The sequence below is a fragment of the Rhodobacter capsulatus genome (genome assembly GCF_052363175.1).
GTDB classification, from domain to species: domain Bacteria; phylum Pseudomonadota; class Alphaproteobacteria; order Rhodobacterales; family Rhodobacteraceae; genus Rhodobacter; species Rhodobacter capsulatus_D.
Map to the genome: position 1 here is coordinate 2,019,476 of NZ_CP198946.1, position 25,145 is coordinate 2,044,620.

A 25,145-nucleotide genomic window follows, 5' to 3' on the forward strand; every position below is an offset into this window, starting at 1 on the left:
CCATGTCCGCGGTCGAAGATATCCTGCGCAGCTACCGACGCCCCCGTGTGGTGATCCGGGAGCATCTGGCCCGGATGCGGTCGGAATCGCGGCTGTTCACCTTTCTCTTCGCTGCGCTTCTGGTGATCTTCGTCGCCCAATGGCCGCGGCTCGCGCGGCAGCATTACGAGGTTCCGGACATTCCGATGCCGGGGCTTCTTCTGGGCACGGCGCTGGCGCTGGCGGCGACGGTGCCGTTCTTCTATGCGATCGCGCTGCTCGTGTCCTGGATCACCCGGATCGTCGGCGGGCGAGGCGATGGCTATGGCGCGCGGCTGGCGCTGTTCTGGGCGCTGTTCACGGTATCCCCGCTGATGCTGCTGCATGGGCTTACGCTCGGGATCGTCGGCTTCGGCATTCAGGCGGATTCGCTTTCGGTCGTGGTCTTTGCGGCCTTCCTGCTGATCTGGGGCGCCGGTTTGCGCGTCACCCAGTTCGAGGGGCGGGCATGAGTCTGGCGCTTTATCTTGCGCTGGTGCGTCTGAGTTTTTCCGACCCCGTCGCGGCGGCAGAGCGGGTGACCTCGCTACTCGACAGTTCCAAGGCGCGTTGGCTGGCCTTCGGGGCGGTGATTGCGGTGGGCGCCGCACTTGGACTGCTTGGCGAGATCCTGTTTTCGCTCGTCACCGGCGTCGATCTTGGCCCTGCGGCCTCGCCCTTCCTGATGGCGGCGATTCAGGGGGCACTGCTGCTTTACTCCGCCTTCGCGATGGCGTTCTTTGGTCGACAGTTCGGCGGGCAGGGCCGCTTTGGCGAGGCTTTCGCGCTGATGATCTGGATTCAGGCGATCATGGTCGGCGCGCAGCTCATGCAGGTTGCGGTGATGCTGATGTTCCCGATCATCGGCGTGCTGATGACGCTGGTGCTGTTCGGGGTGATGCTCTGGCTGATCACGCTGTTCACCGCGGCGCTGCACGGATTCGAAAACCTGATGCTGACCGGGATCGGGGTGGTGGTGGTGTTCTTCGGATCGGCGATGCTGATCGGCTCGGGTCTTCTGGCCACCGGGTTGAGCCCGGTTCTTCTGACGGAAAGCTGAAAGGGATAGAATGTACGACGTTGCACGGATCCGCGCCGATTTTCCGATCCTGTCCCGGCAGGTGAACGGCAAGCCGCTCGTCTATCTCGACAATGGCGCCTCGGCGCAGAAGCCTGCCTGCGTGATCGAGGCGATGACGCAGATGTATACGCAGGATTATGCCAACGTCCACAGGGGCTTGCACACCCTTTCGAATATCTCGACCGAGCGTTATGAGGCCGTTCGCGGCATCGTCGCGCGCTTTCTTGGCGCGCCCTCGGAAGAGGAAATCGTCTTCACCACCGGCTCGACCGAGGGGATCAATCTGGTCTCCTATGCCTGGGCCGCGCCGCGGCTGCAGCCGGGCGACGAGATCGTGCTCTCGATCATGGAACATCACGCGAATATCGTGCCGTGGCATTTCCTGCGCGAGCGGCAGGGGGTGGTGCTGAAATGGGTCGAGATCGAGCCTGATGGCAGCCTGCCCGCCGAGAAGGTGCTGGAGGCGATCGGGCCGCGCACGAAACTGGTGGCGATCACCCAGATGTCGAACGTGCTGGGCACGGCGGTCGATGTGAAGACGATCTGCGCGGGCGCCCACGCAAAGGGCGTGCCGGTGCTGGTCGATGGCTCGCAGGGCTCGGTTCATGCGCCGGTCAATGTCGCCGACATTGATTGCGACTTCTACGCCATCACCGGGCACAAGCTTTACGGGCCGAGCGGTTCGGGCGCGCTCTACATCAAGCGCGCGCGGATGGAAGAAATGCGGCCCTTCCTGGGTGGTGGCGACATGATCGCGACGGTCACGCGCGATGCCGTCACCTACAATGCGCCGCCGATGAAATTCGAAGCGGGCACGCCCGGGATCGTGCAGCAGATCGGTCTGGGCGTCGCGCTCGACTATCTGATGTCGCTCGGCATGGAAAACGTCGCCGCCCACGAGGCGGGCTTGCGCGCCTATGCCGAGGCGAAGTTCAAGGGTCTGAACTGGTTGCACATTCAGGGCAACGCGCCGCAAAAGGGGGGGCGATCTTCTCGATGACCCTCGACGGGCCGCCGGCCCATGCGCATGACATCTCGACGATTCTCGACAAGCGCGGCGTTGCGGTGCGCGCGGGCACGCATTGCGCGATGCCGCTGATGGCCCACCTTGGCTTGACGGCCACCGCGCGGGCCTCGTTCGGGCTTTACAACACCACCGAAGAGGTCGACGCGCTGGTTTCAGCGCTTGAGCTCTGTCATGAGCTTCTCGCCTGAGAAAAAGCGGTCAAACAGGTTGCAGCGTCAAAGGCTTTCGGGTATGAACCGCGCACGCTGCACCCGTAGCTCAGCTGGATAGAGTACTGCCCTCCGAAGGCAGGGGTCACAGGTTCGAATCCTGTCGGGTGCGCCACTTCCTTCAATGACGTGAAATGACAAGGCGCCCCACAGGGCGCCCATTTTGTCTCGATCAGATCGGGCCCGCCCGATCAGGCGGCCGATTGCGGCTCTTCCGCCGCGCCCCATTTATGTGCGTATTTCAAGCGGTTGAGATGCCAGCTTTCACTGCCGAACTGCCCGCGGCTTTCGTGCATCAGCGCGATGTCCCAGACCCCAAGCGTCAGCCCTGCCTGCCGGGCGGCATTGCAGAAATCGAGATCGTAGAAATGGAAATCGAAGCGTTCGTCGAAACGCAGCTTGCTGTCGACCAGCGCGCTCATTCGGCAAGCGACGAAAACCCCATCAATCAGATCGACCGGCACACGGGAGGGACCGAAGCGGTTCACGCGTTTGGGCGGCCAGCTTTGCCCCTGAACGATCGCGCCTGCCATGTTCTCTTTCTCGACGCGCTTTCCGTGCTCGTCCTGAAAACACCAGGCGACTTGCCCCGGAACCGCCCGCATTGATCCGGCGACGCCGATAATGTCAAAGGCCTCAAGCCCGTCGCGGCAATGCCCGAGCCAGTGATGATCGATGAAGAACACGTCATCGTGGCAGAAGATGAGGGTGTCGTAGTCTTCCCGCGATCTTTCGATTGCATCGTTATACACGCGCGAAAGGCCAGCCGTATTGTTCGGATAAAGCAGGATGTCGCAGTGATCGGACAGGCTGCGTTCGAATGTCTGGCCAGTCGGTTTCGTGTCGTAAAATTCATCAAGCCCCACGGCCGTGGCCACGACAAGTCTGCTTCTCATTCCAAACCTCGATCCGGTCATTCTGATCCGGTTCCAAGGTTATGCGAGGAAGGCTGACAAACTGTTAATGCGCAATGGACGACGATACCGGATCGGTACCGCCACGGGGCTGCAAAACAGATGTTGGATATGCACTTTTCCGCAGAGTTTTCCCATCCCAACAGATTTTCACAACCTTATGGGCGCGAAAGGAAAAGTCTCAACGCGGTGCGGTTTTTCCGGAAAGTTTTCCTCAGGCGGAAAACCGGCTCAGCCTTGCCAGCTGCGGACGTCGCCGCAGTCCATGTGAACAAAGCCCGAATGATTGTAGCGACCGACGCCGCCCGCACGGCAGGACATCGCAGCCGAATAGATTTGCCCGACCGAGCGCGATTTCATCCGAAGATCGGCGGCCATGCCCTTCATGTGCAACGAGTTGCGCGCAACCCCATGCGATCGCGCCCGCAGCATCGCATTGGTCGCGGGCGAACGATACCCCGACAGGAGCATGTAGGGCTCTGAAGTGTCGAGAAGGCGGTGCGAGGCGGCGGCGATGTCGACGGTTCTCGGATCGATCGTCTTCACATCATTGGTGCGCCAGTCGCGCATGAAGCGGGTGATTTCGTTCAGGGCTTCGGGGATATACTCGCCTTCGATCCAGTAGATCGTGTCGAGGCTTTCCCCGGTGCGACCGGAATACATGTGGATGCGGCGAATGTCGCCGGCGCCGCGCAGGAACCCGAAGGCATTGGAGGCTTTCGGGGCAGCCACAACAAGCGTAGCTGCAAAGGCCGCGAGAAGCCCGCGACGAGAAGTCGTGATCGTGCTCATGTCGGTTCGCCTGTCCCTCGGTCTACGCCGTCTGAAGTTTTCGCGGCTTGATCCGTGATTAACCGGATTCCGTGGCAATGTTATGGCACGAAGAGAATCGTGTTTCAAATTGTCATTTTTGGCGAGGTAGGGAAAACCCGACCCCTCGGCAATTTCTTGCCGTTAACGGTTCCATCAAATTCTGTGGCGCGTTTGCATCTGTCGCGCCGCTGCCGCGGCAAAAGGCGCAGAGAAGCGCCTGCAGGGATGGACTTAAACAAGATTTTCCCAGAAGTTGTGAGTTCATCGTCTGTAGTGGGACCAGAATGACTGCATATTGTAGCGGGATGGGGCGTGCCGCCCTTGTTGCGATGATGATGGCCGGGGGGGCGATGGCGCCCTTTGTTGCGGCCGATCCGGCCCGGGCGCAGACGATTTCCGGCTTTGCGCAAGCGGTGTCCGAGGGCACTTCAGTCGATCCCGCCCTGTCCGCTTTTTACGCCTCGCGCGGCTATGCTCCGCTCTGGACGACGGCAGAGGCCAGCGGGCGGCGGGCGGCCTTTTTTGCCGCGCTCGATCAGGCCGATGCCAATGGCCTGCCTGCGGCGCGCTACAGTGCCGATGATCTGCGCGCCCGCTTTGCCAGCATCGAGACCGAGCGCGAACGGGGGCAGCTCGAGGCGGCCGTGTCGCTGGCCTATCTCGCCTGGGCGCGCGATATCAGCTCTGGCGCGCTGGAGCCGAAGAAGATCGATCCCGGCATCGTGCGCGAGATCCATCGCCCCGATCCGCAGGCGCTGCTGAACGGTCTGGCGGCCAGCCCGGTTCCGGCGCGGTTCCTGCGCGATCTGACGCCGAAATCGCCGCGCTATGCGGCGCTGGTGAAGGCGCGGCTTGATTTGCAGACGCAGATCGCGACGGGCGGCTGGGGGCCGCAGGTTTCGGCGAAGCGGCTCGACCCGGGCGACACGGGCCCGGCCGTGGTGGCGCTGCGCGACCGGTTGATCCGCATGGGCTATCTCGACCGCTCCGTAGCGGCGAGCTATGACGGCGCGCTGCAAAAGGCTGTGCAGACCTATCAGCTTGATCAGGGCATCAAGGCGGATGGCATCGCGGGCGAGGGCACGCTGGCCGAGATCAACCGCGCCCCCGAAGAGCGGATGAAGTCGATCCTCGTCGCGATGGAGCGGCTGCGCTGGATGAACGGGCTCGATCTGGGCAAGCGGCATATCTGGGTGAACCTTCCAGATTTCAGCGCGCGGATCATCGACGACGGCAAGATGAGCTTCGAAACGGTGACCGTGGTCGGCATGAACCAGGGCGACCGGCGCACCCCCGAATTCTCCGACCAGATGGAGATGATGGTGATCAACCCGAGCTGGTCCGTGCCACGCTCGATCACCGTCAAGGAATACCTGCCGATGATGCAGCGCAATCCGGGCGCGGCGGGGCATATCCAGCTGATCGACAGCCGGGGCCGCGCGGTCTCGCGCGCCTCGGTCAATTTTGCCGCCTACAACGCGCGCAACTTCCCCTTCGCGATGCGGCAGGCACCTTCGGACGGCAATGCGCTCGGGCTGGTGAAGTTCCTGTTCCCGAACCCCTACAACATCTACCTGCATGACACGCCCTCGAAGTCGCTGTTCCAAAAAGAGGTCCGCGCCTTCAGCCACGGCTGCATCCGCGTCGGGCGGCCCTTCGATCTGGCCTATGCGCTTCTCGCGGCTCAGGAAACGGACCCCGAGGCCTATTTCAAATCGGTGCTGAACACCGGCGCCGAAACGACTGTGAAGCTGCGCGAACCGGTGCCGGTGCATCTGGTCTATTTCACGGCGCTGCCCAATGCCCGCGGCCGGATCGAGTATCGCGACGATGTGTACGGGCGGGATGCCGCCCTCTTTGCCGCGCTCGACAAGGCGGGGGTGGCATTGGCGCCGCTGACGAATTAAATCGGGGACGAGGCGCGGCACGGCGCCGGTCAACGAGAGGCTAGAGTCATGGCGCAGACGGTCGAAACCATTGCACGGGCGCTTGCAGCGCGTGCCGAAGGTGATGTTTCCCTGCCGATCGAAGGTGCCTCCGAGCCGCAATCGGCCGGGCCGAAGCAAATCGCGCTCGCGATGAGCGAGAAATACATTCCGGGGCTCGCGCAGGGCAAGGCGCTGGCGGCGATCCTGCCCGAAGGCACGGATTGGCAGGCGCTGGGGCTGAAGGCGGCGATCTTCGTGGCGCGGCCGCGGCTGGCGATGGCGGGGCTGTCGAAAGCCTTCGACCCGGGCCCCGAGATCGCGCCCGGCATCCACCCGACCGCGGTGATCGACCCCACGGCCGAGATCGGCGCAGGCGCGGCCATTGGCCCCTTTGTCGTCATCGGTCGCGGTGTCCGAATTGGCGACGGCGCGCGGATCGCGGCCCATGCCTGCATTTTCGAGGATGTAAAGATCGGCGAGCAAGCCCTTGTCCTGCAAGGGGTAAAAATCGGTGCCCGAGTGGTGATCGGAGATCGGTTCATCGCCCAGCCCGGCGCGGTGATCGGCTCGGACGGGTTTTCCTTCGTCACGCCCGAGAAATCGGGTGTCGAGGAAATCCGCGAGACGCTTGGCCAGCGCGACACGATCAAGGAGCAAAGCTGGACCCGCATCCACTCGCTTGGCACCGTCGTCATTGGCGATGATGTGGAGCTGGGCGCCAATGTCTGCATCGACCGCGGCACGGTGCGGGCGACGATGATCGGCTCGGGTACGAAACTCGATAACCTCGTGCACATCGGCCACAACGTGCAGGTGGGCCGCGATTGTCTGCTCTGCGGTCAGGTCGGCATCGCGGGCTCGTCGCGGATCGGCGACCGGGTGGTGATGGGCGGCCAATGCGGGGTGAACGACAATATCTTCGTCGGCGATGACGTGATCGCGGGCGGCGCCACCAAGATCTTCACCAATGCGCCCGCGGGCCGCGTTCTGCTGGGTTATCCGGCAGTGAAGATGGAAACCCATGTCGAAGCTTGGAAGAACATCCGCCGTCTGCCGCGACTCTTTGCGCAAATGGCCGAACTTCGGGAAACTGTTACAAATCTCACGCAGAAGAAGGGCACGGAGTAACAGCCAGATGAGGCCCGATATGCAAGAGAAGATTCTTTCGATCATCGCCCGCGAGGCTGCGATGGAACCCACCGAAGTGCGCCCGGACATGACGCTTGACGAGCTTGGGCTCGACAGTCTCGGCCTCGTCGAGATGATCTTCGCGATCGAGGAAACCTTCGGGGTTTCCGTTCCCTTCAACGCCAATGAACCGACGCAGAGCGAGTTCGACATTTCCTCGGTTGGCTCGATCATCCGGGCGGTCGAGCGGTTGATCTCGGGGCCGCAGGCGGCGCTGGCGTGACCCAAAGACGTGTTGTGATCACGGGGGCCGGAACGGTCAACGCTTTGGCCCCTGACGTGAAAGGCACCTTTGCCGCGATGGCGGAGGGGCGCTCGGGGATCGGGGCGCTTGACTTTGCCGATGTCGAGCGGCTGACGATCCGGATTGGGGCGCAGGTGCGCGATTTCGCGCCCGAGACGCATTTCGACAAGGGCAAACTGTCGCTTTACGATCGTTTCACGCAATTCGCGCTGGTCGCCGCGCGGCAGGCGATGGCGCAGGCGGGTCTTGCGCGTGAGCCGGGCGATCCGACCCGGTGGGGCGCGATCATCGGCACGGCGGGCGGCGGCAATGCTACGGTGAACGAGGCCTATCGCGCCGTTTATGCCGAGGGCAAGAACCGCGTGCATCCTTTCACCGTGCCGCGGCTGATGGGCAATGCGGCCGCCTCGCATGTGTCGATGGAATTTGGCCTGATGGGGCCAAGCTTCGCCGTCGCGACCGCTTGCGCCAGTTCGAACCATGCGCTTGGGCTGGCGTTTCAGATGATCCGCTCCGGCATGGCCGACGGGATGCTGGCGGGCGGTGCTGAATCGATGCTGAATTTCGGCGGGTTGAAGGCCTGGGAAGGTCTGCGGGTGATGTCACCCGATGGCTGCCGCCCCTTTGCTGCCGGTCGCAATGGCATGGTGCAGGGTGAGGGCGCGGGGATTTTCGTTCTGGAAAGCCTTGATGCGGCACAGGCGCGGGGTGCTGAAATTCTAGCCGAGATCAAGGGCTTCGCCATGACCTCGGACGCAAGCGACATCGTCATGCCCTCGCGCGAGGGGGCGGCGCGGGCGATGCGCGGGGCACTTGAGGATGCCGGTGTCACGCCCGAGGCGATCGGCTATGTGAACGCCCATGGCACCGGCACGGCGGCCAATGACAAGACTGAAGCGGCGGCTTTGTCCGATATCTTCGGCGCGCGCCTGTCGCAGGTTCCGGTCAGTTCGACGAAAGCGATGCATGGCCATTGCATCGGCGCCACCGGGGCCATCGAGCTTCTGGCCTGCCTGATGACGCTGAACGAGGGGGTGATCGCACCCACGCTTGGCTATGACGCGCCCGACCCCGAGTGTCCGCTTGATGTCGTACCCGGCACGGCGCGCGTCGCGCGTGTCAACACGGTCATGACCAATGCCTTTGCCTTTGGCGGTCTGAATGCGGTGCTGATCCTCTCAAAACTATGACGCCGCCCCGAAAGGCGGCGTTTTTCAAGTGCTTGCGCTTCGATCCTTAGTTTTGGATCACTTTTGTACAACCGCGTCCCAAGCGGCGCTGAAGCCCTTGAGCGAGATCGCGAGTTCGACTTTCTTGTCCGGCGCGACCATCGGCACGATGGTCATGGTGATCTTGTTGCCCTTCTTGAACAGATCAAGATCCTTGTCCTTCAGCGCCACGTTCGAGAAGCAGGCGTCTTTCGAGCAGAAAGCATAAGGCAGGGTGACCGCTTTTTGCGCATCGATCTGCAGCGTGACGCCCGCGGTCAGAGCCGACTCAAGCGGGGTGGCGATCGTCGCGCCCGCAACGGCTTCCTTGCCCTTGGGCAGCGCCATGATCGAGATCGAGGCGACCTTGTTGCCATTCGTGTCCGACATGAACTGCGTCATCTCGCAGGTTTCCTTGTCGTCCTGCGCCTTGATGCACTGCACTTTCCAGTCGCCTTCCGTCGTCTTGACATAGGGCTCGGCAGGGGCCGGGGCGGCGGGGGCAGCCGGTGTGGCCGGAGCCGCCGGGGCGGTGGCCTCCTGGGCCAGCGCCATCGGCGCGGCAAGGGTGGCAGCAAGCAGAAGGCTGAGCGAGGTGGTGTGTTTGATCATCAAATGTCCTCCGGTGGGGATGGTGTCGCCTTAGCACGCAGGCCGGGGCCTGTCAGGGACAAAAGCGCATGAATGTGAAGCGCCTCGGGGCCATGCGGTGAAAGTTGCGTGAGGAAAGCGTGACCCGGCAGAGGGTTGAAAAGAGAAGGGCTCCGTTTCCGGAGCCCCGTTTTCCCCCTGTCGGACTGGCCGACTATGTCATTGCACCGGACGCTAGTGCGGAAACCGGCTCAGGTCAACACGCAATGATGATCCCCCGTGAGCGGCCGTCAGTACGCGATCAGGTAAAAAACCGCGCCCGAAGGCGCGGTCAGTCTGACAGGGAGGAAGTGTTCCGCGGCCAGAGGGCCAAAGCGGAACACTTCCAGACTGGCATGAAAGGGTTAAACAAGTATTGTTCTGCACAACCATGACTTAAGCCATGAGACGGGGCAACGCGGGGGCGAAGATGAGCCAGATTCTCACTGAAGCGGGTATTTTCGTGGGCGGTGGCGGCGCGGGTTATGCCACGGTACAAGAACTGCTTCTGAAGGCGGGCAACCGGCACGGGCTGATTGCGGGGGCCACCGGCACCGGCAAGACGGTGACGCTGCAGGTTCTGGCCGAGGGCTTCTCGGCCGCCGGAGTCCCGGTCTTCATGGCCGATGTGAAAGGGGATCTGGCCGGACTTGCTGCGGCGGGCTCGCAGACCGCGAAGCTGCATGACCCCTTCCTCAAACGTGCGGCCAGCATCGGTTACGATCTGTCTTATCGCGCCTATCCGGTCACCTTCTGGGACATGTTCGGCACGCAGGGCCACCCCGTGCGTACGACTGTTTTGGAGATGGGGCCGCTGCTGCTGGCGCGGCTGCTTGGCCTGAGCGACGCACAGGAGGGGGTGCTCAACATCGCCTTCCATCTCGCCGATGCTGAAGGGCTGGCGCTCCTCGATCTGGCAGATCTGCGGGCGATGCTTGTGCATGTGGGCGAGCGGGCCGAGGAGCTGAAGCTGCGCTACGGCAATATCGCGTCCGAGTCGGTGGGGGCGATCCAGCGCCAGCTGCTGATCCTTGAAAATCAGGGCGCGACGGCCTTCTTTGGCGAACCCGCGCTCGAGCTGTCCGACATGATGACGGTTGCACCGGACGGGCGCGGTCGGATCAACATTCTGGCGGCTGACAAGCTGATGGCGAGCCCGCGGCTTTACGCGACCTTCCTGCTGTGGCTCTTGTCCGAGCTCTTCGAAGACCTGCCCGAGGTTGGCGATCCCGACCGCCCGAAGATTGTCTTCTTCTTCGACGAGGCGCATCTGCTGTTTGACGACGCGCCGAAGGCGCTGGTCGACAAGGTCGAGCAAGTGGCGCGCCTGGTCCGTTCGAAAGGTGTTGGCATCTATTTCATCACCCAGAACCCGGCGGACGTTCCCGACGCGATCCTTGGTCAGCTGGGCAACCGGGTGCAACATGCGCTGCGCGCCTTCACCGCCAAGGATCAGAAGGATCTCAAGCGGGCGGCTGAAAATTACCGTCCGAACCCGCGCTTTGACACCGAAACCGCGATCAAGGAAGTCGGCACGGGCGAGGCGGTGACGTCGTTCCTTGATCCGAAAGGCGTTGCCGGTGTGGTCGAGCGTACGCTGGTGCGCCCGCCGCAATCGCGTCTGGGCCCGATCACCCCCGAAGAGCGCCGCGCGGTGATGGCAACTGCGCCTTTTGGCACGAAATATGACATGGCCGTTGACCGGCAATCGGCCTTCGAATTGCTGACCGCGAAAGCCGAAAAAGCGGCTGCTGAAGTTGCTGCGGCCGAAACGGTCCCCGCGTCGGGACGCGCGGCGAAGCTCGAATTCAACCATGCCCGCCGTTACGCCCCCTATGCGCCAGGCACGGCAGAGCCGGACCGCCCGAGCCCGAAGGCAACCCGGTCTTCGGGCAGCGCGTCGCGCACGGACAGCATCGTCGAGGTGTTCGGCAAGTCGCTGGCTCGACAACTTGGCAGCAAGGCGGGCCAGCAAATCGTGCGCGGGGTGCTCGGCTCGTTGTTCAAGGCCCGCTGACCCCGACGCGCCGATCAGGCCACCCGGATCGTGGGCGTCATCTGCAGCCGGGGCAGCAGACGCACCTCGGCCATCATCGCGATCAACACCTCGATGTGGCGCAGAAAACTGTATCCCGCCGCCCCGGTGCGGCGGGCCGTCTCAAGGTCTTCTTCTTCGGCCAGAAGGACGCGAAGGACCTCCTCGGGCTTTGGCAAATCGCGCGCGGCCAGCAGCCGTTTCAGATCGCGGCCGCGCTGGTAGTCCCTTTGTCCGAAACGGGCCGCCCGGATCAACAGCTTCGGGCGGCGCAACTGCGCCATCTGGTCGATCAATTCGCACATCGTGATCCCCTCATTCGCTCCGAACAAGAAAACACAACCAGAGCGGGTGTTGCGCGAAGACCATGACGATCGTGCGCTGCAGTGGGTAATCTTTAGATTTTTTAAAGAATTTTGGGGGTTGCCCTATTTCTTAACGAAGGGGTAACCAAAGCAACCCACGGTTGCAAGTGCCGTTTTCGCTTGTCTTTTGAATAGCGTAACGAACTGGGAGACGGAGATGAAGACCATGCACGCTTCGCAGCAGCTGCCTGCCTGGTTGCCCGACTACGCGCGGCTTTACCTGCGCCACGTCGAGGAAGGCGTGCCGATCCGGCAACTGGCGAAGGCCGAGGGCTGCCATGCCTCGACCATCCTGCGCCGCGTCCGCCGGATCGAGCAGCAGCGCGACGATCCGCTTGTCGATGAAGCCCTGGCGCGGTTTGGTCGGTCCACTCCCTCTGCACTTGCTGCCTCGCCCACAGAGGATGACACCGCGATGATCGCCCAGATCCGTGCCCCTGAGCCCGAGCCCACCCCCGACATCGAGACGCTTTCGCGCGAGGGGCGACGGGTGCTCAGACGCCTGTCCGAACTTGGCGCGCTGCTGATCATCGCGGCGGATATGGAAAAGGCGGTGGTGCTGCGGGGCACGGTGCGCACGGCCGTGGTCGAGCGCGAGGTTGCCCAAAGCTTCGCGCTGCACGGCTGGATCACCGTCAAGCATGCGGGGCGGGTGACGAGTTACGAGCTTTCCGCTGCGGGGCGTGGGGCGCTGAAACGGCTTCTTGAGGCCGAGGCGGCCGCCGAGGGTCGCGATCCTGAGACCGACCCGCAGAACCCGCACGCCGACAGCCATCGCGAGTGGGGGGATCGGACGGTGAACGAGGGGCAGGGACGGTTGACGCGGATGCGGATGAACCTGGCCGAAAGCCCGCTTGGCGTGCTGGCGCGGCGGCGCGATGCAGATGGGCGCCCGTTCCTGCCACCCGATCTGGTCGCCGCGGGTGAGCGGCTGCGGGAAGATTTCGAACTGGCACAGATGGGGCCGCGCGTCGCGCAGAACTGGGAGAGGTTCATGACGGGCGGCGCAAGGGGGCAATATCGCCCGGACCTTGGGCAGGGCGGTCCGGGCGGTTCCGAGCGCGCCCGCGAGCGCGTAGCCGCGGCGCTGTCCGACCTGGGTCCCGGGCTGGGCGACATGGTGCTGCGCTGCTGCTGCTTTCTCGAAGGGCTGGAATCTGCCGAACGCCGCATGGGCTGGTCGGCGCGCTCGGGCAAGATCGTGCTGCGCATCGCGCTGATGCGGCTCAAGCGGCATTACGAGGAAACCTATGGCGGGGCCTCGCCACTGATCGGTTGACCTGCGGCTTCGGGCCGGTCTTGACACCGGACCGGCCCAACTGCGCCAATGCGTGTCTTGACTGTTTACGCTGCAATTGCAACGCTTGGCCTGTTCGCGAGGCCTGTCGAAACATGTCGAGTAAATTGTATTTTCGTTTCGCGACCTTACCGGTCGCATTGCCTGCCAATCCCCCGAAGATATCGAACTTGTCAGGATTCTGCTATGTCATTTGGGCAGGGTTCACCTTGTGGGATGTTCTGCCAGATATCGTTCGTGTCGGGCTCACAGCGGTGCCGCCGAGTGATTGGTTCTTGCTGGGCATGGTGATCGTAATAACGCTTGGCTGGGGGGGATTGAGTGTCGCAAGCGCATGCGGTCTGCCGCGCCTCGAGATTGACGAGGGCCGCATCATCCGCAGAGGCTTGTTTGGTCGTCCGACCACGATAGAGCTTGGTGATTACGCCCAAGTCTTTCTGGACGGCCTAAATTTCCCGTATCGAGACCTGGTGTTCCTGCCGATGCAGCCCGGGCAGAAACGGCGCGGTGTGAACCTGATGTCCTTCGTCACGGAACCGGGGGGATGATGAGGCCATTCTCGGGCTGATCCGGCGTGCTGCGGGTGATCGACCGGCCCCGACAGCAGAGCAGATGAAGCTCCTTGCCGGCCGTCGTCGGATCGAACCATTCGTCCCGATACTCTCGACGCTCTTTGTCTTCGGGCTTGTCGCCGCGTTGGGATGGGCGGGTTTATTCGAGCGGTGAGCCATTTGCATCGGGCCGGGTTTCGTCCTATCTGGAGGACGTTCGCTGCGAAAGGAAGCCCGATGCCCGACACTCAGGACCCGGCCCCGAAGGCGCCCAGCCTGCGCCACCCGGAAAAGGCGCATCGTCCCGACAATGCCCAGCCGAAGAAACCGGGCTGGATCAAGGTCAAGGCGCCTACCTCGCAGGGCTACAAGGAAACCCGCGATCTGCTGAAGTCGAACAAGCTCGTCACCGTCTGCGAGGAAGCGGGCTGCCCGAATGTCGGCGAGTGCTGGAGCCATGGGCACGCGACGATGATGATCATGGGCGAGACTTGCACGCGGGGGTGCAGTTTTTGCAACGTCGCGACCGGCAAGCCCGATGCGCTGGATGCGTTTGAGCCCGGCCGGGTGGCCCATGCGGTGGCGACGCTCGGGCTCAAGCATGTCGTCATCACCTCGGTCGACCGCGATGATCTTGAAGACGGCGGGGCGGAACACTTCGCCCAGACGATCCGTGCCGTCCGGCATCGCTCGCCCGAGACGACGATCGAGGTTCTGACCCCGGACTTCCTCAAATGCGGACCACAAGCGCTTGAAAAGGTTGTTGAAGCGCGGCCGGATGTGTTCAACCACAACCTCGAGACCGTGCCCGGGCTTTACCCCACGGTCCGCCCCGGAGCGCGCTATTTCCATTCGCTGCGGCTTTTGCAGCGGGTCAAGGAACTCGATCCGTCCATGTTCACGAAATCGGGGATCATGGTCGGTCTGGGGGAAGATCGGCAAGGCGTCAGTCAGGTGATGGATGACATGCGGGCCGCCGATATCGATTTCCTGACCATCGGTCAGTATCTGCAGCCGACGCCGAAACACCATGCCGTTGCCCGTTTCGTGACGCCCGAGGAATTCGCCGATTACGAAAAATCGGCCTATGGCAAGGGGTTCCTGATGGTCTCGGCAACGCCGCTGACCCGGTCGAGCTATCATGCCGGAGAGGATTTCGCGAAATTGCGTGCTGCCCGCAATGCGAAGCTTGGGCGCGAGTGAACGCAGAGTTCAGGGCACCGCGTCGGGCGGAGCGGCTTCGATGCGGTGGCCCCAGCTCTCACCGCCCGAGGAATGGCAGCCTGTCTGGTGCTCTGAGCCACACCGGCGGCTGTTGCAGGTCATGTGGGAGAAGATCGATCGCCTTCAGTCACAGCGAGCGCCGAGCTCGTTTCCCCCTTTCCTGCGGAGCGTGACCTGCTTTTCGCAGAATCACTCGGATTGCTCCGGGGGATCTGTTTGGGGCTCCCTGCTTCGGAGCCGTCAGAGACGGATAAGACGGGGATCATGTCGCGCGTGGCTAGGACGCGCAAAGTCAAGCCTGAGAAACGGATATCCGTTCTTGGATGGGCCTCAGAACCACTGAATCTCGCCTTGCTCCTCCATCTGAACTTCATGGCGCTCAAGCTCCGGATCGAGATTCGTCGCCAGTTCGTGAAGACGCAGCCGCGACAAGATCGGCACTGCGTGCAGTTTGACATCCTGAGGCATTTCCGTCGAGACGGCGGCCATCAGACGCCCGAGATCCTCGAGCGCCTGAGTGATCCGATCGATACCTTGCAGGCCACGAATGGCGGCTGCGTCGGTGTGATCGGCGAAATGGCACAGCGAAATGGCCCGCTGGACCTCCGACGAAAGTCGGGCCAAGGTGTCAAGCTCGTCGCCGATGCGGGCGGCAAGGGCGTCGAGCGGAAGATCCCGTCTTTCAATGGGTATGGAGGCGATGGTGGGAAGATCGATCATAGCCGACCCACCACGGCTTCGATGCAGGTGCGCAATTCTTGCGGGGTGAACGGCTTCTTGAGGAAGTTATTCATCCCCAGCCGCTTGCCCGTGTCGATGATTTCGCGATCCGCCCGACCGGTGATCAGGATGAACCCCAAACCTTTGGTGCGCGCGTTCGTGCGCAGCGCGTGCAGCAGTTGCAGGCCGTCCATGCCGGGCATGTTGTAGTCGGAAATCACCAGATGGACTGGCGTCTTTTCCAGAATTTGCAGCGCCCCGGGACCGTCGGTCGCATAGCCGACCTGACGGATGCCCATTGCATCGAGCGCTTGCGTGATCAGTCCGCGGCTGGTTGACATGTCATCAACGACCATGACCCTCAATTGATCTCTCAGTGCCATTTCGGGCCTCCGATCGAGCTTTCCACATGGGGAAGCTTGTAAGTTGTAATGCCGGCCGTGGAGAGCTGGCTGGGCGGTTCGAGCGGGATACGTTCGGAATGACCGACGAAAAGCCATCCGCCCGGATTGAGCACGGATTCAAAGCGGCGCCAGAGGCGAAGCTGATCTTCCGGGCTGAAATAGATCACGACGTTGCGGCAGAATACGATATCGAACCGGCCTCGCATCGGCCAGGTCGTGTCGTGCAGGTTCAGCTCGCGGAACGACACCAGATTGCGCAACGCGGGGACGATATGCACACCGTCTTTCTCAAGGGTCACGAAGCGTTGCAGCGGCTTCGGGATCGTCGAGAGCGTCGTCTCTTCGTAGACCGCAGCACGGCCACGCGCGATCATCTGCGGATCAATATCGGTTGCAAGCAACCGGATATCGAGCCGCGCCAAATCCTGAGCCATATCGGCAAGCACCATCGCGATCGAAAACACCTCTTGCCCGGTCGAACACCCCGCCGACCAGATCCGGACTTTCTTGCCTGCTCTTGCCTGTTCGAGCAAGGGGGGCAAGGTTGTGGAACGCAAGGTCTCGAAATGGTGGTTCTCGCGGAAGAACTGCGTCACGTTCGTGGTGAGGGCCGAAACCATCGCCCGACGCTCTTCGTGTCCTTCGTCCGACGTGATCAGACGGATGTAGCTGCCATAGTCCTTCATGCCGAGCGCGCGCAGGCGTTTGCCAAGGCGCGACTGCACCATCGAGGTTTTCCCCGGTGCAAGGACGATCCCCGCCTGCTCGTAGAGAACGCGGGCAATCGACGTCAGCTCGCTTTCGCTTGGAGCGGGGGGAACCGCCAGGTGGGGAGGATGCTGGGTCATGCTGCCTCGGCGTTTTCGTCTGGCAACACGGCGCTGAGGTCGAGCACGCGGATCATGCGACCGTCGACGATGGTCAGCGCTTCAATGAAGCTGTGGGCGCAATCGGCGGCCAGCTCCGGCGGCGGCTGCAGTTCTGTGCGCGGCAGTGCCAAAATGTCCGAGACGGCATTGACCAAAAGCCCCGCGGTTTGCGAGCCGACCTGAACGACGATGATGACGTTGCGGGCATCGCCCACGACGGGTTCCATGCCGAGGCGAACAGAGAGATCGACGACCGGCAGTACGGTGCCGCGCAGGTTGATCACGCCGCGCACATGCATCGGCGCATGCGGCAGAGGGGTCGCACGGGTCCAGCCACGGATTTCGCGGACGGACATGATGTCGACGCTGTATTCCTCATCGGCAAGCCGGAATGACAGGAGTTCGACTTCGGAGGAGTTTTGCGAGCTTTTTTCCAGGGTCATGGCGGTCATCCTGCAAGAGCGAAGGCTGGGCTCCGGGTGCGTCCGGAAGCGTTTTGAACAAGATCGGGCGGGTCAAGGATCAGGGCGATCTGACCATCGCCAAGGATGGTGGCGGCGGCGACGCCGGGAATGTGGCCATAGCTGCGCTGCAGCCCCTTGATCACCACCTGCCGCTGCTCAAGGATCGAGTCGACGACAAGGGCGGAACGGGTGCCGTTTTCCTGCGCCGTGAGCAGAACGATACCGCCTGCATAGCTGGCCTTCGGGGCCCGATAGCCAAGTTCCGCCCCCAGATCATAGAGCGGGACAAAGGCTCCGCGGACATGGATCACGTTCGTGTTCGGGCCAAGGGCGCGAATATCCTCGTCGGTGAGGGTCGCCGTTTCAAGGATTGCCGAAAGCGGCACCACAAGAGTTTCGCCCGCAACATTCACCACCATGCCATCAAGCACGGCGAGGGTCAGTGGCAGCGAAATCGAGAAGCGCGTGCCTTTGCCGGGCTCCGAATGGATGGTGATGCGACCGCCGAGCGATTGGATGGCCTGACGCACGACATCCATGCCGACGCCGCGACCGGAGAGGGCCGATACCTGATCTGCCGTCGAGAACCCGGGAAGGAACAGAAGGTTGTCGATCTCGCTGTCGCTGAGCTGCGCGTCCGGAGCCACGAGCCCCTTGGAAATCGCAATCTCGCGCACCTTCGGACGGTTGATGCCAGCACCGTCATCGGCGACCTCGATCACCACGCGCCCCGAACGATGCTGTGCCGAGAGTGTGATCACCCCTTCCGAGGTCTTTCCAGCAGCACGCCGTTTCTCGGGCGTCTCAAGGCCATGGTCAACCGCGTTGCGGATCATGTGGGTCAGCGGATCGGCAAGCCGTTCGATCACGGTCTTGTCGACTTCGGTCGCCTCGCCTTCGGTGCGCAGACGCACTTCCTTGCCAACGGCGCTTGAAGCTTCGCGGACGATCCGGGCCATGCGCTGGAACAGCGGCTTCACCGGCTGGGCGCGAATCATCATCACGCTGTCCTGGATGTCGCGGGTCAGCATCATGAAGGCTTCCAGCCCGGTCATCACGGCCGAGTTCGGCGGCAAGCCAGCTTCGGCCACGCTTTGGGCCAGCATCGCTTGGTTGATCACCAGCTCACCGACAAGGTTCACAAGCCGGTCGATGCGGTCGAGATCGACGCGCACCGTTGCCGAGGGTTCGGATGCCGATTCGCGCTGAACCGGTCCGGCGCCCGCAGATGCGGGCGCGTCAGCCGCGACGAAAGGGGGCGGTGGCGGGGCCTCGACCCGCGGTTCGGGTTTGGACATCGGGATGACCTCGGCCGGGGTGGACGGAGCGGTCGCGACAGGCACCGGATCTTCCGGATCGGGCGTGAGCGGCGGCAGATCGAATGCCGCAGCGCCGGGCATTCCGAAATCGCCCATCTCGGGCAGAGAATCCGCGGCTGCCCCGCTGGAGATCTCGATGTCACAGACGTCTTCGACAAAGTCGAACACCTCGCGGATGTCGAAATCGGTGACATCGCCTGAAATCTCGACCACCCATTCAAGCCAGGAGCTTTCGGGATCAAGCGCTTCGAGCGGCGGCAGACGCGAGAGATCACAGGTCGTGGTGGTCGCACCAAGCTTTCCGAGCGCGCGCAAAAGGTGCAGCGGCTCGTTGCCCGAACTGAACAGGGCCGCAGCGGGGCGGAAGCGCACTGTCCAGACCGGCGTGGAGGGAGCTTCGTCGACAGGCCCGAAATCGAAGGCCAGACCCATCGGTTGGAAATCGGTCACTTCTTCCTCGACGACCGGACCGGCGCCGCCGCCGATCAGAGCTTCGAGCGACACGAGGCAGTCCTCAGACCCTTCGGGCGGGGGGGCCGCATCGCGCGCGGCGCGGACATGGTCCTGCAGGAAATCCGCCGCCTGGAAGAACAACTTCATGGCCTCGGGCGTGATCGTCATCCGACCAGAGCGCAGTTCATCGAGAACCGTTTCGTAGCGGTGGGCAAAGCCGACCAGCGCATCAAGGCCGAAGGCCCCTGCGCCGCCCTTGATGGAATGGACCGCGCGGAAAACGATGTTGATCGTCTCGTTGTCATGGCTGCCCTCGTCCATGTCGGACAGGGCATCCTGCAGGCTTTCGAGCAGCTCTTCACATTCGATGAAGAAACTGGCCCGGATTTCTGCCATCGGGTCCGTTGCCATCTCGCTCTCCTCAGCCGGTAACCATTTGCAGCGCCTTGACCAGCTTCGGCGGGTCGAAAGGCTTCACGATCCAGCCGGTGGCGCCAGCCGCGCGGGCGCGGGCCTTCAGCTCGGGGGCGGATTCGGTGGTCAGCACGAGGATCGGTGTCGCCCGGTGCTTGTCCTGCGCCCGCACAGCCTCGATGAAGCCGAAGCCATCAAGACGGGGCATGTTGATGTCGGAAATGATGGCATCGGGGGCGATGCCGTCGAGCACCTCAAGCCCGTGAACCCCGTCTTCGGCGAGGTGGAGCGTGATCCCCGCATCTGTCAGGGCAAGTTTCAGCATGTCGCGGATAGTGCGGCTGTCATCGACCGCAAGGACAGTCAGGCTCATGCGGCCTCTCCGGTTTGAATGTCCGCGGGCGTCAGGCCAAAGACGGCAAGAGCGTCGTCAAAGGCTTCCGATCGCGGCGTGATGATGAGTGAGGTTCCAGCCTGCCGCGCGCTTTTTGCGGCGGAGGCCAGGACTTGCAATGCAAGCCCGCCCAGATGGGTAACGGCCGAAGCGTCGAGAACGAGATCGGCACCGGTCGCACCGCGCAGGGCTGTGGCGAGCGGTGCGACCTGCGACAGGTCGAGCCGTGAAGCAAGGGCGATCGTGGTCATTCCGACCTCGCCAATAGATGGGTTTGGAAAACGGACACGTGTTCCCCTTTCATTCCTGCATGAAAGAGGCTTACCGGCTGCGGGTTAAATAAGGTTTGACGCCACAGGGTTTTTTACCCTGCCATCCTGTTGCCTTTTATGGGCTTTGGCTCAGATCCGGGGGGCACAGGCGTGCAGATGGGCCGCACAACCCACGAGGGCGGCGTAGTCATCCTCAATCACCCGCACCGGGAAAGCGGTCAGAAAGCCCGAAAACCGGCCCTTTGCCTGCATTGCATCCGCGAAACCGAATTCGGAGAACAGCGGCGTGAAGGCGCGCGCGACGCCGCCACACAGATGGATGCCGCCAAACGGCAAGTGAATCAGCGCCAGATCGCCGACGACGGCGCCGAGGTGGCGCAGGAAGATGCGGGCAGTCTCAAGGCCAAGCGCGCTGCGGGCAGTGATCTCGGCCATCACCTCGGCCGCGGTCAGGTTGTGCGGTTCCCCGGCCTCGGCGGCGGCAAAGGCGAAGACACGCTCAAGCCCGCGGCCGGACAGCACGTCCTCGACGGCTGCAAAGCCGTGTGCCGCCTCGACAAACCGCATCAGGCGTATGTCTTCGTCAGTGACGGTTGGCAAGGTGATATGCCCGCATTCCGAGGCGGTGACGATGCGTCCGCCCGGGGCTTCGTGCACGGGGGCGGCGTTGAAGCCGGTGCCGACGCCGATCACGAGCTGCGCCGAGCCGGGCCGGGCGGGTTGGCCGGGCAGAACGGTCGCAACCGCCTCGGGGGCGAGATGGCCCAGCGCATGGCCCTGCGCCTGCAGATCGTTCAGCACCGCGACGGTCTCGGCCCCGGTGACCTTGGCGATCGATGTGCTTTCGATCACCCAGGAGAGATTGGTCATATGGGCGGTGCCATCGCGCACCGGACCTGCCGCGGCCACGCAGGCGCCCGCAAGATCGGTCACACCCTCGGTCTGCATGTAGGCGCTCAGGATCGGTTCCAGCGCGGGCTGACCGGCATTGGCATAGCGGCGGATCGATTCGGGCAGCAGCCGCCCATGATCCGACAGCGCCACCCGCGTGTTGGTGCCGCCGATATCGGCCAGAAGCGCGTAACGGTTCGGGGTGGCGGTGATCATGTTAGCGCTCCAAAGCCTTGCTCAAGGCGTGATAGGACGCCTTGGGGGTGCGCTGCAAGCTTTCGAAATCAACATGGACAAGACCGAAGCGGCCCTCATAGCCCTCGGCCCATTCGTAATTGTCGAGCAGCGACCACGCATAATAGCCCGCCAGCGGCACGCCCGCGGCAATGGCGTCGCGGCAGGCGTGCAGATGTGCGGCGAGATAGGCGATGCGATCCTCGTCGATGCACAGGCCATGGACCAGACGATCCTCGGCCGCCATGCCGTTCTCGGTGATGTAAAGGGGCGTCGACCCCGTGTAATCGCGGTGCAACCGGGTGAGGAGATGACTCAGCCCCTCGGGGCAGATTTCCCATCCCAGAGCGGTTTTCGGCAGCGGCCCGGGCAGTTCGGTTGTGCCGGGCCAAGGGCCTGTGGAGGGGCCGATGCGCTTGGCGGTGTAGTAGTTGATGCCGAACCAGTCGAGCGGCGCGGTGATCGTTGCGAAATCCTCCTCCCAGCCCTGCGGCAGATGCGGGGCGAAGCCGTCGAGGACCTCTTCCGGATAGCGGCCAAGGAACATCGCCTCGACAAAGAAGCGATTGAAGATCGCATCGTAACGCTTTGCCGCTGCTGCGCATTCCGGGCTTTGCGAAGCGGGCAGGGCGTGTTCGAAATTGCACACGGCGCCAAGGTTCGTCAGCCCCTCGGCGCGCAGCACGCCGATGGCCGTGCCATGCGCCAGACAGAGGTGATGCATCGCCCGCGCGGTGGCCCGGATGTCGCGCAGACCCGGCGCGTGGAGGCCAAGGAAATGCGAGAGCCAGCCGACGCACCAAGGCTCGTTGATCGGGGCGGTCGACCAGATCCGGTCGCCGAGCCGTCGCGCGATGATCCGGGTGAAATCGCCAAACCACTGAGCCACGTCGCGGTTGCGCCAGCCGCCCAGATCCGCCAGCGCCGCGGGCAGTTCCCAGTGATAGAGCGTGAGCGCCGGTTTCAACCCGCGTTCCAGCATGCCATCGACAAGGCGGTCGTAGAAATCGAGCCCCTCGGCATTCACCGCGCCGCGCCCTTCGGGCAGAACCCGCGCCCAAGAGGTGGAAAAACGATAGGACTCAAAGCCCGCCGCCGCCACAAGGTCGAGATCCTCGGCCCAGCGGTGATAGTGATCGCAGGCGCGTGCGCCGGTCTCGGCGCCTTTCACATTGCCGGGCGTTGCCGCGAACGTGTCCCAATGCGTCGGACCGGCGCCGCCGAAAGCGTGCCCCTCGATCTGATAGGAGGAGGTCGCGACTCCAAACAGGAACCCGGGCGGAAAGGCGGAGCGTGGGGGCAGGGCGGTCATGCGGCACCTCCGGGGGCTGGGCCAGTGGAGCCGCCGACGACCAGAACCGCTTCGAGCAGGTCCGAGGCGGGCTCGGGCAGCGGGGATTCGATCATGCGCAGCAACATCGTGGCGCAGCGCCGCCCGGCCTCGCGAACGGAAGAGCGGGTGGCGGTGAAGATCGGCTCCTCGGCACCGTTCTTAAGGTAGCCGAGTTCGTCGTCATGGGTGACGATCGAGACATCGCGGCCCATCACCAGACCTTCCTCCCAAAGCGCGCGGCGCACCCCCATGGCCGAAAGGAGCGACGAGGTCAGGAAAGCCGTGGGCGGCGTGCTCAGGCGCAACATTGCGCGGGCGGCATCATGCCCCTGCGCCTCGGTCATCTCGCCCGCCACCATCAGCCGCGGATCGGGGGACAGATCGGCCGCGGCCAGCGCACGTTCGAACCCGCGCCGCCGACGCAGGGCGAAATCCATCGCCTCGATCCCGTTCACCAGCGCGATGCGGCGATGCCCGAGGTCGAGCAGGAACCGTGTTGCCCGCTCGAAAGCGCGGGAATTGTTCACATCCACAAAAGCATAGGGGCGGCTGATGCCCGAAGCGCGACCATGCACGACAAAGGGCAGGCCAAGCTCTTCGAGCAGGGCAATGCGCGGATCGCCCGCCCGCGGGCCATGGACGATGATGCCATCGACATTGCCCTTGGAGCGGATTTCCCGATAGGCCCGCTCCTGGTCCGCGTCGGGAACGAGGGTCAGAAGCATGTCATAGCCGGCGCGGGCATAGACCTCGCCGGCACCGGCGATGAAATCTGCGAAGACCGGGTTGACGATCTCGTGCTGGGTGGAAATCGGGATGACATGCCCGATCGCCATCGCCCGCCCGGTGGCAAGGCGCTTGGCCTGCGCGTTCGGCCTGTAGTTGTATTCGCGCGCGGCCGCCTCGACCCTTATCCGGGTGGCTTCGGCCACTTCGGGAAAGCCGTTCAGGGCGCGACTGACCGTGGTCGGCGAAAGCCCCAGATGCTGCGCGAGATCCTTGAGGTTCATGGCGGGGTCCGTTTGACCGCTATTCAAAGCGGTTTTAATGCTGGTAGCGTAAACCCCTCGCCCCCGGCGCGTCAATCGTTCCGGCGGGATCTGAAAATTGCTGCGCAAGCAGCATTGACAGCTTTATTTTCTGCATGTGCAGCCGCCGTTTTGATTGACTTTGCGGGGGGATTGGGGGACGCTTCTGCATCCAAAGCGCTTTGGGTTTGAGTCGGATCAGCCTCGGGCGGCAGCGGCAAAGGGCCGATGGCCCGGTCTCGGGAGGACTGAATGACGAAACATCTTTTGCTGAGCGCAGCGGTGCTTGCGCTCGCCACATCCTCTGCTTTTGCGCACCAGATGAAATTCGCTCCGGGGGAGGATGGGCGGTTCCATTGGGACAGTTTTGACAGCTTCAAGGCGAGTCACGATCTGAAGGGGCAGAAACTGGTGATCGATGGGCCCTGGGGCGGTGTCGACAAGGAGCTGTTCGAATCGGTGCTCGCGACCTTCGAGGCCGCGACGGGCGCGAGCGTCGAATATAATGGCGGCGATGGCTTCGAGCAGCGGATCATGGTCAATGTCGAGGCCGGATCGCCGCCCGATATCGCGGTGGTGCCGCAGCCCGGTCTTGCGGCCGATCTCGCCAAGCGCGGCAAGCTGACCCCGCTCGGCGATGCGACGCAGAGATGGCTCGCCGAGAATTATGCCGCGGGGCAATCCTGGGTCGATCTGGGCAGTTACGCCGGGCCGGATGGCAAGAGGGCGCTTTACGGTCTGTTCTACAAGGTCGATCTGAAATCGCTGGTCTGGTACAGCCCGGAGAACTTCGAGGATGCGGGCTATGAAGTGCCGCAGACGATGGAAGAGCTGAAGGCCCTGACCGAGAAGATCGTCGCCGATGGTGGCACGCCCTGGTGCATCGGGCTGGGCTCGGGTCCGGCGACGGGCTGGCCCGCGACCGACTGGGTCGAGGACATGATGCTGCGCAACAACACGCCCGCGGATTACGACGCCTGGACGACGAATGCGCTCAAGTTCACCGATCCCAAGGTGCTGACGGCGATCGACGATTTCGGCTGGTTCGCGAAGAATGACAAATTCGTCGCCGGTGGCGCGGGCGCGGTGGGGTCCACCGATTTCCGCGACAGCCCGAAGGGCCTCTTCGTCAGCCCGCCGCAATGCTACATGCACCGGCAGGCCTCCTTCATCCCGAGCTTCTTCCCCGAAGGCACGAAGATCGGCGAGGATGTCGATTTCTTTTACTTCCCGGCCTATGCGGGCAAGGATCTGGGCAAGCCGGTGCTGGGCGCAGGCACGGTCTTCGTGATGACGCATGAAAGCGATGCGGCGAAGGCTTTCTTCGAATTCCTGCAAACACCGATCGCGCATGAGGTCTGGATGGCGCAAACCGGCTTCCTGACGCCGCTGAAGACGGTGAACCCCGAAGTTTACGGCGATGCGACGCTGAAGAAGATGGGGGACATTCTGCTCAACGCCTCGACCTTCCGCTTTGACGGCTCCGACCTGATGCCGGGTGCCGTGGGCGCAGGCACGTTCTGGACCGGCATGGTCGATTATGTCGGCGGCAAGGACTCTGCCACCGTCTCGGCCGAGATCCAGAAATCCTGGGACGCGATCAAGTGATCTGAAACGG

General features: G+C 63.3%; 26 protein-coding genes, 1 tRNA gene and 1 pseudogene. 14 read left to right on the forward strand and 14 right to left on the reverse strand.

Annotated elements, in window-relative coordinates; all coding sequences use genetic code 11:
- Positions 1-2: 2 nt before the first annotated feature.
- The 4 genes and pseudogenes from ACTTAI_RS10860 to ACTTAI_RS10875 all read left to right on the forward strand — a co-directional run bounded on the left by ACTTAI_RS10860 (position 3) and on the right by ACTTAI_RS10875 (position 2,450).
- Positions 3-491, forward strand: coding sequence for a YIP1 family protein (locus ACTTAI_RS10860; protein WP_444451508.1), 489 nt, complete (start codon positions 3-5; stop codon positions 489-491).
- The gene (locus ACTTAI_RS10865; protein ID WP_444451510.1) at positions 488-1,078 is read left to right on the forward strand and encodes a YIP1 family protein; all 591 of its coding nucleotides are present in this window, start codon (positions 488-490) and stop codon (positions 1,076-1,078) included. The genes ACTTAI_RS10860 and ACTTAI_RS10865 overlap by 4 nt, the downstream gene beginning before the upstream one ends.
- 133 nt (positions 1,079-1,211) lie before the next feature.
- A pseudogene (locus ACTTAI_RS10870) lies at positions 1,212-2,314 on the forward strand (cysteine desulfurase).
- 59 nt (positions 2,315-2,373) lie between these two features.
- Positions 2,374-2,450 (forward strand) — tRNA-Arg (locus ACTTAI_RS10875).
- 76 nt (positions 2,451-2,526) lie between these two features.
- Here the strand turns inward: ACTTAI_RS10875 and ACTTAI_RS10880 are convergent.
- The gene (locus ACTTAI_RS10880) at positions 2,527-3,231 is read right to left on the reverse strand and encodes a glycosyltransferase (RefSeq protein ID WP_444451512.1); all 705 of its coding nucleotides are present in this window, start codon (positions 3,229-3,231) and stop codon (positions 2,527-2,529) included.
- Between the two features lie 249 nt (positions 3,232-3,480).
- Positions 3,481-4,041, reverse strand: coding sequence for a YcbK family protein (locus tag ACTTAI_RS10885; protein ID WP_444451514.1), 561 nt, complete (start codon positions 4,039-4,041; stop codon positions 3,481-3,483).
- A 305-nt stretch (positions 4,042-4,346) separates the two neighbouring features.
- Here ACTTAI_RS10885 and ACTTAI_RS10890 point away from each other — a divergent pair, with 305 nt between their 5' ends.
- The 4 genes from ACTTAI_RS10890 to ACTTAI_RS10905 are packed head-to-tail and all read left to right on the forward strand — an operon-like array spanning position 4,347 to position 8,612.
- Positions 4,347-5,969: a L,D-transpeptidase family protein gene (locus ACTTAI_RS10890; RefSeq protein ID WP_444451516.1), complete on the forward strand. Its 1,623-nt coding sequence runs from the start codon at positions 4,347-4,349 to the stop codon at positions 5,967-5,969.
- A gap of 48 nt (positions 5,970-6,017) precedes the next feature.
- Positions 6,018-7,118, forward strand: a complete 1,101-nt coding sequence (gene lpxD / locus ACTTAI_RS10895; protein ID WP_444451518.1) for a UDP-3-O-(3-hydroxymyristoyl)glucosamine N-acyltransferase — start codon at positions 6,018-6,020, stop codon at positions 7,116-7,118.
- 7 nt (positions 7,119-7,125) lie between these two features.
- Complete coding sequence (locus tag ACTTAI_RS10900; protein WP_444451520.1) at positions 7,126-7,401, forward strand: acyl carrier protein; 276 nt, start codon at positions 7,126-7,128, stop codon at positions 7,399-7,401.
- On the forward strand, positions 7,398-8,612 hold the full coding sequence (locus tag ACTTAI_RS10905; RefSeq protein WP_444451521.1) for a beta-ketoacyl-[acyl-carrier-protein] synthase family protein: 1,215 nt from the start codon (positions 7,398-7,400) through the stop codon (positions 8,610-8,612). Before ACTTAI_RS10900 ends, ACTTAI_RS10905 begins: the two co-directional genes overlap by 4 nt.
- A gap of 57 nt (positions 8,613-8,669) precedes the next feature.
- On the opposite strand, the gene ACTTAI_RS10910 is transcribed toward ACTTAI_RS10905, so the two are convergent.
- Entirely contained in the window at positions 8,670-9,242 is a 573-nt protein-coding gene (locus ACTTAI_RS10910; protein WP_444451523.1) for an invasion associated locus B family protein, read from the reverse strand.
- Positions 9,243-9,690: 448 nt separating this feature from the next.
- Between ACTTAI_RS10910 and ACTTAI_RS10915 the strand changes: the two genes are divergently transcribed.
- Positions 9,691-11,277, forward strand: coding sequence for a helicase HerA-like domain-containing protein (locus ACTTAI_RS10915; protein ID WP_444451524.1), 1,587 nt, complete (start codon positions 9,691-9,693; stop codon positions 11,275-11,277).
- Positions 11,278-11,291: 14 nt separating this feature from the next.
- Here ACTTAI_RS10915 and ACTTAI_RS10920 read toward each other — a convergent pair whose 3' ends face one another.
- Complete coding sequence (locus tag ACTTAI_RS10920) at positions 11,292-11,600, reverse strand: DUF6477 family protein (protein WP_444451526.1); 309 nt, start codon at positions 11,598-11,600, stop codon at positions 11,292-11,294.
- Between the two features lie 217 nt (positions 11,601-11,817).
- Here ACTTAI_RS10920 and ACTTAI_RS10925 point away from each other — a divergent pair, with 217 nt between their 5' ends.
- The 3 genes from ACTTAI_RS10925 to lipA all read left to right on the forward strand — a co-directional run bounded on the left by ACTTAI_RS10925 (position 11,818) and on the right by lipA (position 14,711).
- Complete coding sequence (locus ACTTAI_RS10925; protein ID WP_444451528.1) at positions 11,818-12,939, forward strand: DUF6456 domain-containing protein; 1,122 nt, start codon at positions 11,818-11,820, stop codon at positions 12,937-12,939.
- Between the two features lie 113 nt (positions 12,940-13,052).
- Positions 13,053-13,505, forward strand: coding sequence for a hypothetical protein (locus ACTTAI_RS10930; RefSeq protein WP_444451530.1), 453 nt, complete (start codon positions 13,053-13,055; stop codon positions 13,503-13,505).
- A 240-nt stretch (positions 13,506-13,745) separates the two neighbouring features.
- Positions 13,746-14,711 (forward strand): lipoyl synthase, encoded by a 966-nt coding sequence (gene lipA / locus ACTTAI_RS10935; RefSeq protein ID WP_444451532.1) that lies wholly within the window; start codon positions 13,746-13,748, stop codon positions 14,709-14,711.
- Positions 14,712-15,062: 351 nt separating this feature from the next.
- On the opposite strand, the gene ACTTAI_RS10940 is transcribed toward lipA, so the two are convergent.
- The 10 genes from ACTTAI_RS10940 to ACTTAI_RS10985 form a co-directional block, all read right to left on the reverse strand.
- Complete coding sequence (locus ACTTAI_RS10940; protein ID WP_444451534.1) at positions 15,063-15,452, reverse strand: hypothetical protein; 390 nt, start codon at positions 15,450-15,452, stop codon at positions 15,063-15,065.
- Positions 15,449-15,835: a response regulator gene (locus tag ACTTAI_RS10945; RefSeq protein ID WP_444451536.1), complete on the reverse strand. Its 387-nt coding sequence runs from the start codon at positions 15,833-15,835 to the stop codon at positions 15,449-15,451. The genes ACTTAI_RS10940 and ACTTAI_RS10945 overlap by 4 nt, the downstream gene beginning before the upstream one ends.
- Positions 15,826-16,704, reverse strand: a complete 879-nt coding sequence (locus ACTTAI_RS10950; RefSeq protein ID WP_444451538.1) for a CheR family methyltransferase — start codon at positions 16,702-16,704, stop codon at positions 15,826-15,828. Before ACTTAI_RS10950 ends, ACTTAI_RS10945 begins: the two co-directional genes overlap by 10 nt.
- The gene (locus ACTTAI_RS10955; protein ID WP_444451539.1) at positions 16,701-17,168 is read right to left on the reverse strand and encodes a chemotaxis protein CheW; all 468 of its coding nucleotides are present in this window, start codon (positions 17,166-17,168) and stop codon (positions 16,701-16,703) included. The genes ACTTAI_RS10950 and ACTTAI_RS10955 overlap by 4 nt, the downstream gene beginning before the upstream one ends.
- A 5-nt stretch (positions 17,169-17,173) precedes the next feature.
- Entirely contained in the window at positions 17,174-19,372 is a 2,199-nt protein-coding gene (locus tag ACTTAI_RS10960; protein WP_444451541.1) for a chemotaxis protein CheA, read from the reverse strand.
- 10 nt (positions 19,373-19,382) lie between these two features.
- Entirely contained in the window at positions 19,383-19,748 is a 366-nt protein-coding gene (locus tag ACTTAI_RS10965; protein ID WP_013067490.1) for a response regulator, read from the reverse strand.
- Positions 19,745-20,020, reverse strand: a complete 276-nt coding sequence (locus ACTTAI_RS10970) for an STAS domain-containing protein (RefSeq protein WP_444451543.1) — start codon at positions 20,018-20,020, stop codon at positions 19,745-19,747. Before ACTTAI_RS10970 ends, ACTTAI_RS10965 begins: the two co-directional genes overlap by 4 nt.
- A 150-nt stretch (positions 20,021-20,170) precedes the next feature.
- The gene (locus tag ACTTAI_RS10975) at positions 20,171-21,148 is read right to left on the reverse strand and encodes a glucokinase (RefSeq protein WP_444451545.1); all 978 of its coding nucleotides are present in this window, start codon (positions 21,146-21,148) and stop codon (positions 20,171-20,173) included.
- 1 nt (position 21,149) lies between these two features.
- Positions 21,150-22,478: a GH1 family beta-glucosidase gene (locus ACTTAI_RS10980; RefSeq protein WP_444451547.1), complete on the reverse strand. Its 1,329-nt coding sequence runs from the start codon at positions 22,476-22,478 to the stop codon at positions 21,150-21,152.
- Positions 22,475-23,509, reverse strand: coding sequence for a LacI family DNA-binding transcriptional regulator (locus tag ACTTAI_RS10985; protein WP_444451549.1), 1,035 nt, complete (start codon positions 23,507-23,509; stop codon positions 22,475-22,477). Before ACTTAI_RS10985 ends, ACTTAI_RS10980 begins: the two co-directional genes overlap by 4 nt.
- Between ACTTAI_RS10985 and ACTTAI_RS10990 the strand changes: the two genes are divergently transcribed.
- Together ACTTAI_RS10990 and ACTTAI_RS10995 are read left to right on the forward strand one after the other, a co-directional pair.
- A complete protein-coding gene (locus tag ACTTAI_RS10990) occupies positions 23,483-23,719 on the forward strand; it encodes a hypothetical protein (RefSeq protein ID WP_444451551.1) in 237 nt (78 codons plus the stop codon). The genes ACTTAI_RS10985 and ACTTAI_RS10990 overlap by 27 nt on opposite strands.
- A 60-nt stretch (positions 23,720-23,779) precedes the next feature.
- The gene (locus ACTTAI_RS10995) at positions 23,780-25,135 is read left to right on the forward strand and encodes an ABC transporter substrate-binding protein (protein WP_444451553.1); all 1,356 of its coding nucleotides are present in this window, start codon (positions 23,780-23,782) and stop codon (positions 25,133-25,135) included.
- Positions 25,136-25,145 lie beyond the last annotated feature (10 nt).

Bases quoted from the DNA above. Each gene is read 5' to 3' on its own strand.
- ACTTAI_RS10940 (WP_444451534.1), bottom strand. From the start codon at position 15,452: ATGATCGATCTTCCCACCATCGCCTCCATACCCATTGAAAGACGGGAT.
- ACTTAI_RS10950 (WP_444451538.1), bottom strand. From the start codon at position 16,704: ATGACCCAGCATCCTCCCCACCTGGCGGTTCCCCCCGCTCCAAGCGAA.
- ACTTAI_RS10880 (WP_444451512.1), bottom strand. From the start codon at position 3,231: ATGAGAAGCAGACTTGTCGTGGCCACGGCCGTGGGGCTTGATGAATTT.
- ACTTAI_RS10965 (WP_013067490.1), bottom strand. From the start codon at position 19,748: ATGAGCCTGACTGTCCTTGCGGTCGATGACAGCCGCACTATCCGCGAC.
- lipA (WP_444451532.1), top strand. From the start codon at position 13,746: ATGCCCGACACTCAGGACCCGGCCCCGAAGGCGCCCAGCCTGCGCCAC.
- ACTTAI_RS10995 (WP_444451553.1), top strand. From the start codon at position 23,780: ATGACGAAACATCTTTTGCTGAGCGCAGCGGTGCTTGCGCTCGCCACA.
- ACTTAI_RS10925 (WP_444451528.1), top strand. From the start codon at position 11,818: ATGAAGACCATGCACGCTTCGCAGCAGCTGCCTGCCTGGTTGCCCGAC.
- ACTTAI_RS10980 (WP_444451547.1), bottom strand. From the start codon at position 22,478: ATGACCGCCCTGCCCCCACGCTCCGCCTTTCCGCCCGGGTTCCTGTTT.
- ACTTAI_RS10920 (WP_444451526.1), bottom strand. From the start codon at position 11,600: ATGTGCGAATTGATCGACCAGATGGCGCAGTTGCGCCGCCCGAAGCTG.
- ACTTAI_RS10955 (WP_444451539.1), bottom strand. From the start codon at position 17,168: ATGACCCTGGAAAAAAGCTCGCAAAACTCCTCCGAAGTCGAACTCCTG.
- ACTTAI_RS10915 (WP_444451524.1), top strand. From the start codon at position 9,691: ATGAGCCAGATTCTCACTGAAGCGGGTATTTTCGTGGGCGGTGGCGGC.
- ACTTAI_RS10890 (WP_444451516.1), top strand. From the start codon at position 4,347: ATGACTGCATATTGTAGCGGGATGGGGCGTGCCGCCCTTGTTGCGATG.
- ACTTAI_RS10990 (WP_444451551.1), top strand. From the start codon at position 23,483: ATGCTGCGCGAGATCCTTGAGGTTCATGGCGGGGTCCGTTTGACCGCT.
- ACTTAI_RS10960 (WP_444451541.1), bottom strand. From the start codon at position 19,372: ATGGCAACGGACCCGATGGCAGAAATCCGGGCCAGTTTCTTCATCGAA.
- ACTTAI_RS10900 (WP_444451520.1), top strand. From the start codon at position 7,126: ATGAGGCCCGATATGCAAGAGAAGATTCTTTCGATCATCGCCCGCGAG.
- ACTTAI_RS10865 (WP_444451510.1), top strand. From the start codon at position 488: ATGAGTCTGGCGCTTTATCTTGCGCTGGTGCGTCTGAGTTTTTCCGAC.
- lpxD (WP_444451518.1), top strand. From the start codon at position 6,018: ATGGCGCAGACGGTCGAAACCATTGCACGGGCGCTTGCAGCGCGTGCC.
- ACTTAI_RS10970 (WP_444451543.1), bottom strand. From the start codon at position 20,020: ATGACCACGATCGCCCTTGCTTCACGGCTCGACCTGTCGCAGGTCGCA.
- ACTTAI_RS10860 (WP_444451508.1), top strand. From the start codon at position 3: ATGTCCGCGGTCGAAGATATCCTGCGCAGCTACCGACGCCCCCGTGTG.
- ACTTAI_RS10975 (WP_444451545.1), bottom strand. From the start codon at position 21,148: ATGATCACCGCCACCCCGAACCGTTACGCGCTTCTGGCCGATATCGGC.
- ACTTAI_RS10885 (WP_444451514.1), bottom strand. From the start codon at position 4,041: ATGAGCACGATCACGACTTCTCGTCGCGGGCTTCTCGCGGCCTTTGCA.
- ACTTAI_RS10910 (WP_444451523.1), bottom strand. From the start codon at position 9,242: ATGATCAAACACACCACCTCGCTCAGCCTTCTGCTTGCTGCCACCCTT.
- ACTTAI_RS10945 (WP_444451536.1), bottom strand. From the start codon at position 15,835: ATGGCACTGAGAGATCAATTGAGGGTCATGGTCGTTGATGACATGTCA.
- ACTTAI_RS10930 (WP_444451530.1), top strand. From the start codon at position 13,053: ATGTCGAGTAAATTGTATTTTCGTTTCGCGACCTTACCGGTCGCATTG.
- ACTTAI_RS10985 (WP_444451549.1), bottom strand. From the start codon at position 23,509: ATGAACCTCAAGGATCTCGCGCAGCATCTGGGGCTTTCGCCGACCACG.